This window comes from Isoptericola sp. NPDC057653, assembly GCF_042799955.1.
Classification (GTDB): domain Bacteria; phylum Actinomycetota; class Actinomycetes; order Actinomycetales; family Cellulomonadaceae; genus Isoptericola.
The window spans coordinates 258807-273236 of the sequence record NZ_JBHVHP010000002.1 but is presented as its reverse complement, the minus strand read 5'-3'; the positions used below and the strand labels follow the sequence as shown (position 1 = coordinate 273236).

12 protein-coding genes are annotated in these 14430 nt (G+C 77.1%); 6 read left to right on the top strand and 6 right to left on the bottom strand.

Translation table 11 applies throughout. The annotated features are described in order from the left end of the window. Nucleotides 1-19 precede the first annotated feature (19 nt). From ACFU9A_RS12455 to ACFU9A_RS12440, 4 genes are read left to right on the top strand one after another with little or no spacing between them, the layout of a single operon-like run. Nucleotides 20-781, top strand: a complete 762-nt coding sequence (locus ACFU9A_RS12455) for a hypothetical protein (protein ID WP_430575597.1) — start codon at nucleotides 20-22, stop codon at nucleotides 779-781. After that, on the top strand, nucleotides 778-1239 hold the full coding sequence (locus ACFU9A_RS12450; protein ID WP_430575596.1) for a hypothetical protein: 462 nt from the start codon (nucleotides 778-780) through the stop codon (nucleotides 1237-1239). Before ACFU9A_RS12455 ends, ACFU9A_RS12450 begins: the two co-directional genes overlap by 4 nt. After that, nucleotides 1236-2441, top strand: a complete 1206-nt coding sequence (locus tag ACFU9A_RS12445; RefSeq protein WP_430575595.1) for a DUF4157 domain-containing protein — start codon at nucleotides 1236-1238, stop codon at nucleotides 2439-2441. Before ACFU9A_RS12450 ends, ACFU9A_RS12445 begins: the two co-directional genes overlap by 4 nt. Nucleotides 2442-2443: 2 nt before the next feature. Continuing rightward, entirely contained in the window at nucleotides 2444-4597 is a 2154-nt protein-coding gene (locus tag ACFU9A_RS12440) for a DUF4157 domain-containing protein (RefSeq protein WP_430575594.1), read from the top strand. Nucleotides 4598-5176: 579 nt separating this feature from the next. Here ACFU9A_RS12440 and ACFU9A_RS12435 read toward each other — a convergent pair. From ACFU9A_RS12435 to ACFU9A_RS12410, 6 genes are read right to left on the bottom strand one after another with little or no spacing between them, the layout of a single operon-like run. Beyond that, a complete protein-coding gene (locus ACFU9A_RS12435; RefSeq protein ID WP_430575593.1) occupies nucleotides 5177-7156 on the bottom strand; it encodes an AAA family ATPase in 1980 nt (659 codons plus the stop codon). Further along, nucleotides 7153-8412 carry a DUF4255 domain-containing protein gene (locus ACFU9A_RS12430; protein ID WP_430575592.1) on the bottom strand — a complete coding sequence of 420 codons (1260 nt, stop codon included), beginning with the start codon at nucleotides 8410-8412 and terminating at the stop codon, nucleotides 7153-7155. The genes ACFU9A_RS12435 and ACFU9A_RS12430 overlap by 4 nt, the downstream gene beginning before the upstream one ends. Beyond that, on the bottom strand, nucleotides 8409-9521 hold the full coding sequence (locus tag ACFU9A_RS12425; RefSeq protein WP_430575591.1) for a hypothetical protein: 1113 nt from the start codon (nucleotides 9519-9521) through the stop codon (nucleotides 8409-8411). Before ACFU9A_RS12425 ends, ACFU9A_RS12430 begins: the two co-directional genes overlap by 4 nt. Beyond that, nucleotides 9518-10273: a hypothetical protein gene (locus ACFU9A_RS12420; protein ID WP_430575590.1), complete on the bottom strand. Its 756-nt coding sequence runs from the start codon at nucleotides 10271-10273 to the stop codon at nucleotides 9518-9520. The genes ACFU9A_RS12425 and ACFU9A_RS12420 overlap by 4 nt, the downstream gene beginning before the upstream one ends. Nucleotides 10274-10286: 13 nt before the next feature. After that, nucleotides 10287-10808, bottom strand: a complete 522-nt coding sequence (locus tag ACFU9A_RS12415) for a phage tail protein (RefSeq protein ID WP_430575589.1) — start codon at nucleotides 10806-10808, stop codon at nucleotides 10287-10289. A gap of 25 nt (nucleotides 10809-10833) precedes the next feature. Beyond that, nucleotides 10834-12393: a phage tail sheath family protein gene (locus ACFU9A_RS12410; protein WP_430575588.1), complete on the bottom strand. Its 1560-nt coding sequence runs from the start codon at nucleotides 12391-12393 to the stop codon at nucleotides 10834-10836. A gap of 217 nt (nucleotides 12394-12610) precedes the next feature. Here ACFU9A_RS12410 and ACFU9A_RS12405 point away from each other — a divergent pair, with 217 nt between their 5' ends. Continuing rightward, nucleotides 12611-13018 (top strand): hypothetical protein, encoded by a 408-nt coding sequence (locus ACFU9A_RS12405; protein ID WP_430575587.1) that lies wholly within the window; start codon nucleotides 12611-12613, stop codon nucleotides 13016-13018. 6 nt (nucleotides 13019-13024) lie between these two features. Then, a complete protein-coding gene (locus ACFU9A_RS12400) occupies nucleotides 13025-14428 on the top strand; it encodes a hypothetical protein (RefSeq protein WP_430575586.1) in 1404 nt (467 codons plus the stop codon). The last annotated feature ends 2 nt before the right edge of the window (nucleotides 14429-14430 follow it).

Genomic DNA, 14430 nt, shown 5'->3' with positions numbered 1-14430 from the left:
CGTGAGCGGGCAGGCGCAGGTGCGAGCGGAGACCCCCGACCGCAGGGCACGGTCGGGGCGGCGCACGGACGGGCCGACCGCGGCCGCGCTCGACCCCCAGGCGTCCGCGCTCGCCGTGGCGCGGCACGACGTCGCAGCCGTGGCCCTCGTCGCGCCCGGTGCCGGCCCGCGGCGCGGCGGTGACGGGGACGAGGCGCCGGGAGCACCCGCCGACGCCCACCCCGCCGACGCCAAGGCCCCGGCTCCGGCCCCCGAGAAGCCGAAGCTGACCCAGAGCGCCGTGACGATCGCCGTCAAGCAGAAGGCGAAGGCGCTGTCGCAGCGCGGCTCCGCCGAGTACAAGGTGCAGTGGTCGGTCGGCGGGAAGAAGAACGGCTGGGTGATCCAGCACCTGAAGTTCGACCCGTCGGTCCAGGACAAGGACGGCAAGGCCGTCGTGGCGCGGAACACGCCGACCGAGTACTGGGAGGGCTGGCAGGTGCGCGACGGGAAGGTCTACATCGGCGACTCTGACCAGGCCCACCAGTCCGACACGTTCCGGACGATCAGCGAGGCGGCCGACACCCGCGGCACCATCCTGGAGACGGGCAAGGTCTCCTTCGTCGAGGACTACAAGCTCACGAAGCCGCCCTGGGGCAGCACCGTCCCCGAGGCCGGCTCGCTGCCGAACATGAAGGCAGCGCCCGACGGCTGGTCCGACGGCGCCGCCCAGGACCACACGATGACGGTCACCTACGACGACGTCGCCAAGACGCCCCAGGACCAGGTCGGCAACCCATGACCGCCCGCGACGCCCTGACCACGCTCGAGCGGATGCCCGCCTGGCCGGACCTCGACGACCCCGCCCAGGGTCCGGGTGCGGAGGCCGCCGTCGAGACCGCCTGCGCGCGCCTCGCCGAGCTCGACGACGACGCCCTGCGCGACGTCGTCGCGCGCTACGTGGAGGCAGAGCGCGCGGCGCACGGCGAGCTCGGGGTCGACGCGGCCGGTCGCCTGTACGTGCTGGCGCGCTACGTCTACGCCGCCCCCGTGCGCGTCGAGCCGCCCCCGCCGCGGTTCGGCGGGTTCGCGGGGGTGCCGCACGGCGACGGCTGGATCGACGAGGCATGGCCGTGGGCCGACGACGGTGGTCGGCTCCGTCTCGTGGGGTCGTTCGGCGGATACTTCGGCGACGAGTACCGGGCCCTCGACGAGCTGGACGCGCTCCGCGAGACGTACGGCCGCCGGGGTGCGCGATGAGCGGGCGGGCGGCCCCCGGGCAGGTCGACCGCGAGCGGTCGTCGACATCGACCGCTCGCGTCGGGGTGCGGGCGGCCGACACCGGCGAAGGCCTCGACGCGCCCACGCGCGCTGCGATGGAGGCAGCGTTCGGCCACGACTTCTCGGCGGTCCGCGTGCGCACCGACGACGGCGTGCGACGGCTCGGCGCGCGGGCGACGACGACGGGCCGCGACATCCGGTTCGCGCCGGGCGCCTACAGCCCGGGGACCGCGGGGGGACGCCGTCTCCTCGCGCACGAGCTGGCGCACGTCGTGCAGCAGGACGGCCGCGTCCCGCCGTCGACGGTCCCGGACCGTGCGGGCGAGCGCGACGCGCACGCCGCGGCCGACCGCGCCGTCGAAGGCCTGCCCGTGAGCGTGCCGCGCCGCGCAGCCTCGGGCCCCCAGCCGGACGACGGCGCGCCGCCGGCCGCGCCGTCGAAGGCGGACGACCCGGTCGACGTCGTCACCGGCGGGCTCAAGACCGTCGGCGACGAGCTGCTGAAGAGCGAGAAGGTGAAGAAGGAGCTCGTCGAGCCGGTGACCGAGGCCGCCCGGGCCCGCGCCGCGAAGGAGTGGGGATCGCTCGACCGCGGCGAGAAGGCCGGGCTCGTCGGGTTCGGCGCGGGCACCGTCGGGCTGGGCGCAGGCGCACTGCTCAGCGACCCCGGTGGGCGCCGGGTCCTCTCGGGCGTCAACCTGGCCGCGCCGCTCGGACTCCTCCCCTACGCCACGCTCACGACGTTCAGCTACACCATGCCCACCGGCACGGCCGGCGGCCCGCAGCTCTGGAAGTTCCGGACGGGCTTCGACCTCACGGACGTGCTGAGGCTCGGCGGCGACAGGCTCGGCTGGAAGGGCCTGAGCCTCAGCGCCGACCTGAGCTGGGACTACGACCCCGCGACCCGCACGCTGACGCTCGCCGGCGGCACGGGCAGGATCGGTCTGCTGCCCGGGCTCAGCGTGGCGGGAGGGACGTATCCGACCGTGCTCCCGGCGCCCCGGCTGTTCCCCACCGACACGGGCCTCGGCCAGCAGAAGCAGTCCCTGCCGGAGGGACCCAAGGCGGCGGGGACCCCGGACGTGCGGGTCATGGTGACGTTCGACCTCCTGGCGTTCGCGCGGTCCGGAACGGTCCCGGGGCTCGCCGAGGCGTTCGGTGTCGCGAAGCGGAAGAAGTAGACGTGGACGCGGTGCGGCGCGATCGGGAGCCCGCGGCCCCGCGTGCCGCCCGCACGCGTGCCGCCGGGACCGCGACCGGGGGCGAACCGCTCCCGGAGGCGACGGCTGCATGGTTCGGCGCGCGGTTCGGCCACGACTTCTCCGCCGTGCGGGTGCACACCGACGGCCCCGCCGCCGCCCGCGCCCAGGGGCTGGGCGCCGTCGCCGTGACCAGCGGCGACGACATCGACTTCGCGCCCGGCCGGTACGCCCCGGACACCGCCGCGGGGCAGCGGCTGCTCGCGCACGAGCTGGCGCACGTCGTGCAGCAGGGCGGCCGCCCGCCCGCGGGAGCCGTCCCCGACCGCTCCGGCGAGCACGCCGCCGACGAGGCCGCAGGGCTCGCCCTGTCCGGCGCGCCCGCGCGCGTCCCTGCGACGGGGGCGACCGGGCCCCAGCTCCAGGCCGGCGGGCCGGGCCCCGCGACGCAGGCTCCCCTGTCCCCCGACGAGCTCTGGAAGCTCGCCCAGGACCAGCGCGGCTTCGAGTCGACCTCCGGCGGCACGGGCGACGACTACCGCGCGAAGCCGGCGACGGTGCCCCCGAAGTCGCTCGCCGTGGACGCCTCCGGCACGCCGACCGCGACGGGGGCCGCCCTCGGCAAGGGATACGAGACCGTCGCCGCGGTGCAGCTGCTGGACGCCGACGGCCGGCAGGTCGACGTCGCGCGGGGCATCTTCCACTCCGGCGGCCCGGAGAACCACGCCGAGCGGGTGGCGCTGCGCGCCCTCGAGGCGCACGCGCCCGGTACGGTGCCGGGCGGCCGGCTCGTCGTCGTCGGGGACCAGGCGATCTGCCCCACCTGCCGCGCCGCCCTCCTGGAGTACGCGCGCAGCCGGGGCCTCACCGTCATCGAGCCGCACGAGCCGACCCGCGCGCGCGTCCGGGGCTCGGGCAGCGTCTCCCCGAAGACCGCGTCGCGGTCCTCGACCCAGGGCGGGAAGCCCGCGCTCACGGTCGCGCGCCGTGCCGACATCCCGGTGCCCGCCGACCCCGGGCACGGCACCACCGGGGGCGGGGGCGGCACCGCGCCCCGGAGCACGCCGCTCCCCCGGTCGGAGCCCGAGCCGGCCGTGCGACCGTCGCCCCGGACGGGGACCGCCACCCCGCAGGCGCAGTCGCCCTTCGTGGCGCCGGTGCCGCCACGGTCGACCGGCCGGAGCACGACCACCGAGCCCGCTCCGACGGCGGGGAGCCTGCGTCGCGGCACCGTGACGGTCGAGTACGACGCGACCCCGGGGGCCCGCGGCCGGCCGGCCCGGGTGACGGGGATCGACACGTCGGGGCTGTCCGCCGACCAGGGACTCACCCTGAAGGAGTCGTCCTCCGGCGAGGCGCTGGTCACCGCCTTCTCGGCGGTCCAGATGGGCCGGACCCTCCTCGACATCGCGTCGATGGCGACCTCCCCGGAGACCACGTCCACCATCCAGAAGGTCACGCACCCGCTGCAGTCGTACCTCCGCTCGAGGATCACCGACGCCCAGGCGGACTTCCTCGCCGCCCACCCGTCCACCGCGTCGTCCGGCCCCAGGGCCGACGCGCTCCGCCTGCGCGGGGACTACGAGTCGGCCTGGGGGCGGCTGTCCGCGGTGCAGGCGCGCCGGATCCTGGCCGCGATCTGGCTGTCGACCGTCCCCGAGGACCGGCGCGGGCCGGACTGGCAGGCCGCGGTTAAGAACCTCGGCGTCGCGGGCGTCGCCCCGCAGGACCTCGCCGCGTTCCGCGCCGCCGCGTCCGCGTACGAGTCGCGCATGATCGACGCCCTGCAGGAGGTCGCGCCCTACCGGGCGAGGCTGCCCCAGCTCGCGCAGGAGATCGAGCAGCGCGCCGGCGTGCTCCAGACGATCTCCGACGACCTCGACGAGACGTGGTGGTGGATCATCGCCCGGATGCCGCTCGCGTTCTACGTGATCCCCGACCTGCACGGGGAGAGCCAGTTCGTCGCCGAGCTCGCGGCCTCGATGCGCGGGTTCGCGCGCGTCGTCCGCGAACGGGACCAGGAGTACCAGCGGCTCGACGCCGAGTTCGACGCGCAGCTGCGCCAGGTCGGCCGGCACCTCGCCGACCCCGGCTCCGCGGTGAACGAGGCCATGACCCGACGGCGCGCATCTCAATGAGAAGATCCACCGGACTTCAGCACGTTCAACATCTCAATTGGCGGGCAAAGTGAACGGGCTCAACACATCCGGGTACCACCTGTGGAACGCGCAACTCTAACGGGCGCCCCACGCCGCACTCAGGCCCCACGCTCCGAGAACCACACAAAACATCGAGGACGCGATCACCGTCGCCCTCGGCCTGAGCCCTCCCGTAGCAGCTTCTACTCTGACCCGAGCATCCCGCGTGAATGGTTTGTCGACCATGCGATCGAGCCAGATGGCAACCCGTGCGCTGAAGACCAGGCCGGCGAGGCCCATGGCCAGCACCAGAATCAGGATCACAACAAGAAGAAGAACCATCTCCCGATTTCTACCTTCCGCATTCAACGCCGCCCAGGACCACAACAAACAACCAGCAGGCGCGACAAACCCGGCTCAACACACCGAAGGCACCGTCCCTGACATTCGACGGTGAACACCACAAACTGCGCTGGGAACTGGCGGAAAGTTACCGCAGCACCGATCGCGGGGGAAGCGCCGGGTGCGGGTGAAGGACGAGGGCGCTCGCATGGGAGTGCTCGCCGCAGCGCGCGGACGTCAGCCCACGGCCTCGCGGCGGCGAGCTCCTCCGAGCGGCGACGCTGTCACGCGCCCCGTCTTCGCCAGCTCCCACCGCACGGCGCGGTCGAGGTGGTCGGTGGTGAGCACGCCGCCGTCGTCGGCGGCGAGGTAGGCGGCCTGCAGGGCGGCGGCGGCGATCGCCCCGCCGGACAGGTCGGCGGCCGCGAGCGCCGTGGTCGACACGTCCGCGCGGGGCAGCGCGGGCGGCAGGCTCTGCTCCCACATGCGCTCCCGCGCGGCGCGGTCGGGATAGGGGAAGTCGACGACGACGGCGAGGCGCCGCGTGAAGGCGGGGTCCAGGGCGCTGCGCGCGTTGGTGGTGAGGATCGCGAGCCCGCCGAACGCCTCGAGCCGCTGCAGCAGGTAGCCGACCTCGACGTTCGCGTACCGGTCGTGGCTGTCCTTGACCTCCGAGCGGCGCCCGAACAGGGCGTCGGCCTCGTCGAACAGGAGCACCATCCCCCCGTCCTCGGCGGCGTCGAAGAGGCGGGCGAGGCGCTTCTCGGTCTCCCCCAGGTACTTGTCGACCACCTGGGAGAGGTCCACGTGCACGAGGTCCAGGTCGAGGTCGTGGGCGATCACCTCGGCGGCGAACGTCTTGCCCGTGCCGCTGTCGCCGGCGAACAGGGCGGTGGTACCTCGGCCGCGGTCGGAGCGGGCGCCGAACCCCCACGCGTCGAGCACGGTGGTGCGGTGGCGGACGGCGGCGGCGAGGGCGCGCAGCTGGTCGGTCTGCCGGGCGGGCAGCACCAGCTCGTCCCAGCCCGCCCGGGCGGTGCGCACGCGCGCGAGCGCACCGACGTCGGCGCGGGGCCGGCGGCGGCAGGCGGCCCACAGGTCGGCGCCGGCGGCCACCTCGGCGGCGGCGTCGTCGACGTCGGGCAGGGCGAGGTCGAACGCGCCGGCGGCGGCGTCGAGGGCGTCGTCCGGGGCGCTGGCCCCCACGTCCTCGAGCGCCCCGGCGAGGGCGGCCCGTCGCTCCCCCGCGCCGAGGCGCGGCACCTCGACGACGGCGAGGCCGAGCGCGTCCAGGGTCGCGCCGCCCGGCCGGGTCGAGGCCACGAGCAGGATCGGCGCCTCCGTCCCGGCGAGGGCCCGGCCGAGCTCGGCGACGGCCTGCGGGGGCGCGTCGTCGACGTCGAGCACCCACGCCACCCGGGCCAGCACGGTCTCGCGGACGAGGCGCTGGAGCGTGGTCGCGGGCCCGGCGGGGCCGGGGTCGACGGCGTCCGCGCCGAGGAGGCGCGGCCACAGGCCCGCCGCGGCGCAGGCGGCGGCGGCGAGGGCGCGCGTGGTGCGCGGCTGGGGCCCGCGCAGCACGACGGGTGCGCCGCCCGCCCAGCGGCCCACGACGTCGCCGACGAGCGCGGCGAACGTCTCGCCCAGCCTGGCGGGGACGTCCAGCGGCCGGCTGGCGAGCTCCAGCTGCTCGTCCGTCCCCTCCGCGCCCACCAGGTGGTGCACCACCCGCTCCGGGGGCACGAGCGGGCTGGTGAGCACGGCGTCCGGCTCGGCCAGTCGCAGCAGCTGCCAGCGACGCAGGGGGCGGCGGTGGGTCAGGGCGTCCCAGTGCGCTCCGGGCAGCCGCTCCAACGCGGTGGCGAACGTCAGCCGGGGGCCGCCGCCGTGCTCGGCGAGCTCGCGCGCGACGTCGCCCACGAGGTCCGGCCCGCAGGCGAGCAGCAGCACCGACCGCTCGAAGCCCGAAAGCCCCAGTCCGTCCTGCAGCACGTCCAGCGGCGCGGGGACCCCCGTCCGGGCACGGAGGGCGGCGAGCGCGGCCTCGGCGGGCACCGGGTCGGCGCCGACGAGGCGGGCCCGCACCACGGCGAGCTCGGCGACGGTGAGGTCGCGGCGTTCCTCGGTGCCGGCGTCCGAGGCGGTGCGGCCCGCGGAGGCGACGGCGCCGCCGGAGTCCCCCGCGGCCGCTGCGGCCTGGCTCGGTGCCAGCGTCATGGGACGGTCACCGCCGGGGCGTCGTACGTGCCGTCCGGTCCCAGGGTGGGCAGCGACTCCACGCCGTCGACCGCGACGCGCACCAGCCACGTGCCGGCGGTCAGGTCGTCGTCGGGGACGTCGAGCACCGCGACGGGCGGGCCGGCGGGCGCGGGCGGCACCGTGGCCGCGACGACCGGCTGCACCGCGCCCGGCGGGTCGCCCGCCTCCGCGAGGCGCCCCAGCGTGACGACCGCCCGCTGCCCCTCGCGCAGCGGGGGCGCGAGGGGCACGTGGACCTCGCCGCCCGCCAGGCTCACGGTGCCCACCGTCGGCACGACCACCAGCGGCACGGCGTCCGACCGCCCGACCACGCGCTCCGGCTCGCCGGTCAGCGCGTCGGCCGGGCGCACGTGCACCACCTGCAGCGCCTGCACGCCGGCCGGCACGGCGTCGGTCAGCACGACCGTGGCGCGCGCGGCCGTCGACCCCGGCTCGGGCGCCAGCCGCGTGCGCCCCACCACGACGAACGGGTGCGCGGACGCCAGCCCCGAGCCCTCGACCACGAGGGTGGAGCCGGTGGCCGCGGGCCCGCCGTCGAGGGTCGTGACGGCCGCGACGTCCGCGCGGGCGAACGTGCGCAGGTCGATCCGCCGGGTCCGCACGGGCAGGGCGCGGCGGGGCGGCGCGTCGGCCTCCACCAGCACGACCGTCGCCGTGTACGCCTGGGACAGCAGGTACGGGGTGCCGAGCACGCCCCACAGCTTGGACAGCTCCTCCAGCGACAGCGGCGCCGGGCTGAGCTTGACCGGCTCCGCCTGGCCGGCGAGGTCGGCGTGCTGCAGGAAGGCCGTGTCCGTCTCGGCGCCCAGGAGGTCGACCGCCTCCTCGACCACGTCCTTGGTGAGCACGGGCGTCGCGGCCAGCGCCAGCGCGGCGCGCGCGAGGAGCCGCTGCGGCTCCAGGGCGGGCTCGTCGCCGTACGCGGTGACCAGGTAGTGCAGGTCGAGGGCGGCGAGCGGTCGCGCCACCAGGGCGCCCGCGCCGCTGCGGGTCGGCAGGTCGGTGAGGTTCCAGGCGTGGTTCGGCGTCACCTGGTAGAGGAACACGTTGAGGCCGCGCGCGGGGGCGTCGTCCGAGCCGAGGGCGGCGAGCTGCGCCGGCCGCAGCGTCGTGACCTTGCGACCCGCGACGGGGTCGGGCTCCGCGTCGACCGCCCGCTGCAGCACGACCCGCAGGGTGGCGGTGACCGCCGCGATCGCGTGGGTGTTGCTCATCGCCACCTCCGCTGCTGGCGGGCGAGGTAGTCCGCGTGGTCCACCCGGGCGCCCTCGCGCGCCGCACGGGGCGGGTCGGGCGCCGGCCGGTGCACGTCGACGCGCTCCACGTGGACGTGCACGACGGCGCCCGCGGGCGCCTCGACCGGCCCCAGGCCGGGCGCGGCCAGGTCGTCGCCCGCCGCGAGGTCCAGGACGCCGCGGCCCGCGAGCGCGGGCGCGACGTGCTCCCGCAGCAGATCCTCCGGCGCGATGGCGGCGCTCGCCGGGTCCCGTGGCGTTCGCGCCGACCCGTCCCGCCGGGGCGCAGGCGCCGGCCCCTCGGGCGCACCGGTGTCCCGCACGCCCCCCGGCGGGGTCTCCGGGCCCGGGCCGCGCAGACGCAGGGCGGACGCCGCGCCGGCGAGGCCCGGCAGCAGGGCCCGCTGCGGGGCGGCGTCGGTCGGAGCGGCGTCGGTCGGAGCGGCGTCGCTCGCGCCGGCAACGGTCGGGGCGGCATCGGTCGGGGCGGCATCGGTCGGGGCGGCGTCGCGCTCGTCGCCCTCGGGCCGCGCTCCGAGGGCACCTGCGCCCGCCCGGCCGGGCGCCGGGCCACCCTGCTCGAGCCGGTCCTGGGTCGGCCCGGACGCGCCGGGCCGCACCGCACCGCGCCCGCCGCCGCCCCGGCCCGCGACCGCGCCGCCGTCGACGGCGCTGGCCCCCCGGCGCGGATCGCCGCGACGGGCCCGCGGGGCCGGGCCCGCGGACACGTCGTCGGGCACGGTCGCGCCGGACCAGCGGGACGGGGACGGCCCGGCGGCCCCGAGGTCGGAGGCGGACCCGTCGGGCCGCGCGCCCGGGCCGACCGCGCGGGTCGCGACGCCCTCCCCGCCCGGGCGCGACGCCCGGCGCCCGCCTGCGGCCGCCCGCCCCTCCGGGGTGGCCGGCGTCGGACCCTCCTCCCGCGCGGGCGCGGGCCACCGTCCTCCGCCCGGCACTCCCGCCCGCGGCGCGGCCCCACCGGGGACGCCGACCGCCGGCTCGGCCGACCAGACGTCCCGGCGCTCGGTGAGCCGGGCCGCCGGGGCGCCCGCGGCGCGCGCCGCGATGCGGTCGAACACGTCGCTCATGGCGCCCCGCCCCTCGCGCGCAGGAACCCGCCGTCCGTGCGAGCCCGGCCCGCGAGGGCCAGGTACTCCGCGCGGCGCGCGGGGCTGAGGCCGAGCACCTGCGGCTCGGTCCACCCGAACGCGGCGGCGAGGGTCGCGACCTCGGCGAGCTCGGCGCGCGCCTGCTGGTCGACGCGGTCGGTGAGGAGCCGCACCACGTCGACGTCGGCGCGCACGTCCGCGTCGCACCCCGGGCAGCGCAGGCGCACGGAGACCCCGGCCGCGCCCGCCAGCCGTTCGGCCGCGGCGGCGACCCGCGCGGCGAGCTCCGGGTCGGCCAGCCCCGGGTCGGCGGCGCCGTCGTCCCCGCCCGGCCATCGCACGCACCGGGCCCGCAGGGCCGCCCCGGGGTCGGGGTCGGCGAGGGCGGCGAGGAGGTCCGCCGTCGTCGGGGCCCGCACGTCGACCGGGCCGACCGTCTCGACCTCCGGGCAAGCCAACTCCCCGTCCGCGGCGACGCCCTCGAGCGGCAGCGGGACGTCGAGGAGCTCCCCGCACGACGGGCAGGCGACCACCGTCTCGAGCACGCCCCCGGCCCGCTCGCGCAGCTCCTCCAGCGCGGCGCCGGCCGCCGCGGCCAGGGGCTGCTCGCACGCGGCGCCCAGGTCCGGGGCCAGCCCCCGCGCCACCAGCACCGCCGCCCCGCGGGCGGGCGGCGCGGTGGCCGCGAGCGCCTCCCACAGGTCGAGGGTCGCCGCGGGCCGGCCCGGCACGGTCGGCCCGCCGTCAGGGCTCGACGAACGACGGCTCGGACGGCTCGGCGACGGCGACGTCGCGCTCCCAGCCCTCGTTCTCGAGCTTGATGGACTGGATCGCGACGCCGTTGGCGTTGGCGTCGAGGCCTGGCAGCGGCTGGTACTCCGACACCCACGCCCGGTACACCTTGTAGGCGAGGACGAGCTGCCCCGCCTCGTTGTACAGCTCGATGATGAGGTCCTTGCGGAAGCTCGCGAGCGACACCTCGGCACCGAGGCCCGCGCCGTAGTTCCACACGGAGCCCGCCCACCGCTCGAACTCGACGTCGTGCGTGACGCCGCGCTCGAGCGTGATCGCGTCGTACTCGGTGCGGCCGGGCGACTTGCGGCTCGACGACGGGTCGCCGCCGTGGCGGTGCTTGACCACCTCGGTGGTCTTCTTCAGCGCGCTCACCTTGGACACCCCGGCCACGTACTTCCCGTCCCACTTCACGCGGAACTTGAAGTTCTTGTACGGGTCGAACCGGGTGGCGTTGACCGAGAACTCAGCCATGTCGGGCTCCTGGTTGGGGGCGGCGCTACTGCGCCGCCGCGGCCGTCTTCTGCTGGACCGAGATGATGACGAACTCGGCCGGCTTCAGCGGCGCGAACCCGACCTGGATGTTCACGACGCCGCGGTCGACGTCGAGCTGCGTGGTGGTCTCGGCGTCGCACCGGACGAAGAACGCGTCGCGCGGGCTGGTGCCCTGGAAGGCGCCGCGGCGGAACAGGTCCTGCATGAACGCCCCGACGCTGAGCCGGACCTGCGCCCACAAGGGCTCGTCGTTGGGCTCGAAGACGACCCACTGGGTGCCGCGGTACAGGCTCTCCTCGAGGAAGTTCGCCAGCCGGCGCACGGGCACGTACTTGTAGTCGTCGCTGAGCACGTCCGACCCGCGCAGCGTCCGCGCCCCCCACACCACCGACCCGGCGTCGCGGAAGGTGCGCAGCGCGTTGACGCCGACGGGGTTGATGCGCCCGTTGGCGTCGTTGGTGAGGTCCTGCTCCAGCGCGACGACGCCGGTGAGGGCCGCCTCCAGACCCGCGGGCGCCTTCCAGACCCCTCGGCTGCCGTCCGTGCGGGCGAACACGCCGGCGACGGCGCCCGCGGGGGCGAACGTGTCGAGCTGGCCGCCGCGCAGCGGGTCGGCGTGCCGCACCCGCGGGTAGTAGAGCGCGGCGTAGCGGGCGTTCTCCCCGGTCACCCCGGCGGACGTCACGAAGGCGCCCACGTCGTCGAGCGCGAGGCCCGGGGGCGGGTCGACCACGAGGAAGGCGCGGCGCCGGCGGGCGAGGTCGGCCGCCACGGGCCAGACGGACGCGTCGAGCTGACCGGCGGGGGTCGGCGGCGGCACCACGAGGAGGTTGACGAGGTCCACGGTCTCCAGCGCCAGGAGCCCGCGCCCGCTGCCCGTGTAGTCGTCCGCCCCGACGGGCCCGCCGTCGGCCCCCTGGTCGGCCGTCGCGACGGTCACCGGCACGAGGGCACCGTCGGCGTCGACGCCGCTGGCCGCGGGCCGCGTCGCGGGCGCGGTGCCCGTGGCACGGACCAGCCGCGACGAGGAGAGCAGGTGGCCGATGCGCGCCGGGCCGTCCACCACGGTGACGTTGCGGTACACCTCGACCTCGTCGCCCAGGCTCAGGGTGAGGGTGAACAGGTCGTCCGGCTCGACGCCCTGCCCGGCCGCGATGTCCGTGGCGTCGGGGTCCGCGGGGTGCTCGACGGTCGCCTCCAGGTCGTTCGCCCACGCGCCGGGGCCGATCGCCTCCAGGGTGAGGTCGCCCACCGTGAGCCGCGCCGCCGTCGCCTGCAGGTCGGCGTCGGCGTCCTCCAGGTGCGCCACCCGCACGACCAGGGCGGGGCCGCCGCCGTTGAGGTAGAAGTCGCGCACCGCGTACCCGAGGCCGCTGGTGCGCACGAGGCCGCCGAAGGCGCGCTCGAACTCGGAGAAGTTGCTGACGGGGACCGGCACGTCGACCGGGCCGCGGCGCGCGACCCCGACGAACGCCGTGATCGACGTCGCCACGCCCGTGACGGTGCGGTTCCCGCTGGGCACCTCGGTGACGTACACGCCCGGGTAGCTGGTGGCGATGCTCATGACGGCTCCTTCGACGGTCCAGGCCACTGCGAGCATCGCCCGGGGCCGTCAACCCCCCGTCACGGGCCCGTCACGCGGAGGCGTCGGCACCCTCGCGGGCGCCGTGACGCCGTGGTGACCGCCCGGTGACGACCGCGCGCGACGCTGGGCGGGTCCGGTCGCCGACCGGCCGTGCGCCCTCCCGCACCCGCCCCGCTCCCGCCTCCTGGAGGTCACCATGGTGCAGATCTCGCTCAGCGCGAGCGTCAGCGTCGCCGGCGGTCCCGTGCTCCCGGTCAGCCTTCCCCTGACGCCCGACAGCTACGTGGTCTCCGACGCCGCGCTCGCGCCCCAGGGCCAGGCGGGCGACACCGCCGAGATCCCCCTCGTGCCCGACGACGTCGCCCTGACGCTGCTGGCGATCGCCGCGACGGAGACGACCGGCGGCAAGGGCGCGTCGGTCACCGTCGTCCCGGCGCACGACGCCACCGACGGCGAACCGATCGCCGTCGACGGCACCTTCGTCCTCGCCAACGCGGACGTGCTCGGCCGGCTCGTCGCCGACGGGCCGCAGGTGTTCAAGGTGACGAACGAGGGCACGGTCGCGGCGACGGTGCGGCTCCTCGCCGCGTTCGAGGAGGTGTGAGGTGCCATGCCCTCGAACGCGTCCTCGACCAGGACCGAGACCGTCCCGTGGCAGGTGCGCCCGACGCAGGCCGGCCCCGTACCCGTGTACATCCTCCAGTTCGACGCGGCCGGACGCCTGACCTCGCCGCGCTCGCTGGAGGCGCTCGTCGACGCCGCCGCCGACGCCACCGACGTCGTGCTCGTCTCGCACGGGTGGAACAACGACTGGGCGGCGGCCACCTCCCGCTACGACAGGTTCTTCGACCGGCTCGAGGACGTCGTGCGCTCCCAGGGGCCGCCGCCGGACCGCCCGTACCGCCCCGTCTACGCCGGCGTGCACTGGCCCAGCACCGCGCTGGTCATGCCGTGGGAGCGCGGCCCCGACATCGCCGGGGGCGGCGACGGCCTGGCGGGCGAGCTGGCGCCGGAGCTCGCGGCGCTCGAGGACGACCTCGGCCCCGAGCGGACCGCGGAGCTGCGCGCCGTCCTCGCCGACCCCGACGCGGGAGAGGCGGGCTGCGCGCGCGCCGCGGAGATCCTCGCCGGCCTGCCGCGGGCCGAGGACGCCGACGACGACGCGGACGGCGGTGCGGGCGGGGACGCGGGCGCTCGCGAGGAGCCGGCCGGCTCCGAGGAGCTCCTCGCGCTGTGGGCCGACGCCCGCCGCCGTCTCGCGCCGCCCGCGGTGAAGCCGGGCGGGATCATCGAGGAGGACCAGGCCGTCGGGGGCCCGGAGGCGGCGGGCTTCCTCAACCCGCTGGAGCTGCTGCGCGGCGGTGTCCGCCTCGCCACGGTCCGGCAGATGAAGGACCGCGCCGGGCGCGTCGGGAGCGCCGGGGTCGCCGACGCCGTGCGCCGGCTCACCGACCCCGCGGACGGCCGTCCCGGCGCCCGGCTCCACCTCGTGGGCCACTCCTACGGGTGCCGGGTGGTCCTCTCCGCCGTCGCCCACGGCGCCGCCCCGGCGACCGACGTCGACTCGGTGCTGCTGCTGCAGCCGGCGCTGTCCGCCTGGGCGTTCGCCCCGGACGTCGGCGGGCACCCCGGCGGCTACCGCGTCGCGTTCGACCGCGTGCGCCTGCCGATCCTCAGCACCTTCTCGGCCCACGACATGCCGCTGACCCGCGTGTTCCACCTCGCGATGCGGCGCGCGTCCGACCTGGGCGAGGCCGAGATCGCCGGCCGCCCGCCGTCGCGGTTCGCGGCGCTGGGCGGCTTCGGCCCGCAGGGGCTGGGCGCCGAGGCGGCGACCCTCGCGCCGATGCCCGACGTCGGCGGGGCGTACCCGTTCGGCGCGGGGTACGCCGGCGCCGCGCACGAGATCGTCGGCGTCGACGGCACCTGGTGCATCCCCGGCCACGGCGAGGTCGAGTCGGTCCAGACCGCCTGGGCGCTGCTGAGCCAGGTCCGGGCGCCGGAGACCGCGTGAGG

What these genes read in the sequence shown, in the direction of transcription:
- ACFU9A_RS12450 (WP_430575596.1), top strand. Translation starts at nt 778, where the DNA reads ATGACCGCCCGCGACGCCCTGACCACGCTCGAGCGGATGCCCGCCTGG.
- ACFU9A_RS12445 (WP_430575595.1), top strand. Translation starts at nt 1,236, where the DNA reads ATGAGCGGGCGGGCGGCCCCCGGGCAGGTCGACCGCGAGCGGTCGTCG.
- ACFU9A_RS12435 (WP_430575593.1), bottom strand. Translation starts at nt 7,156, where the DNA reads ATGACGCTGGCACCGAGCCAGGCCGCAGCGGCCGCGGGGGACTCCGGC.
- ACFU9A_RS12430 (WP_430575592.1), bottom strand. Translation starts at nt 8,412, where the DNA reads ATGAGCAACACCCACGCGATCGCGGCGGTCACCGCCACCCTGCGGGTC.
- ACFU9A_RS12425 (WP_430575591.1), bottom strand. Translation starts at nt 9,521, where the DNA reads ATGAGCGACGTGTTCGACCGCATCGCGGCGCGCGCCGCGGGCGCCCCG.
- ACFU9A_RS12415 (WP_430575589.1), bottom strand. Translation starts at nt 10,808, where the DNA reads ATGGCTGAGTTCTCGGTCAACGCCACCCGGTTCGACCCGTACAAGAAC.
- ACFU9A_RS12410 (WP_430575588.1), bottom strand. Translation starts at nt 12,393, where the DNA reads ATGAGCATCGCCACCAGCTACCCGGGCGTGTACGTCACCGAGGTGCCC.
- ACFU9A_RS12405 (WP_430575587.1), top strand. Translation starts at nt 12,611, where the DNA reads ATGGTGCAGATCTCGCTCAGCGCGAGCGTCAGCGTCGCCGGCGGTCCC.
- ACFU9A_RS12400 (WP_430575586.1), top strand. Translation starts at nt 13,025, where the DNA reads ATGCCCTCGAACGCGTCCTCGACCAGGACCGAGACCGTCCCGTGGCAG.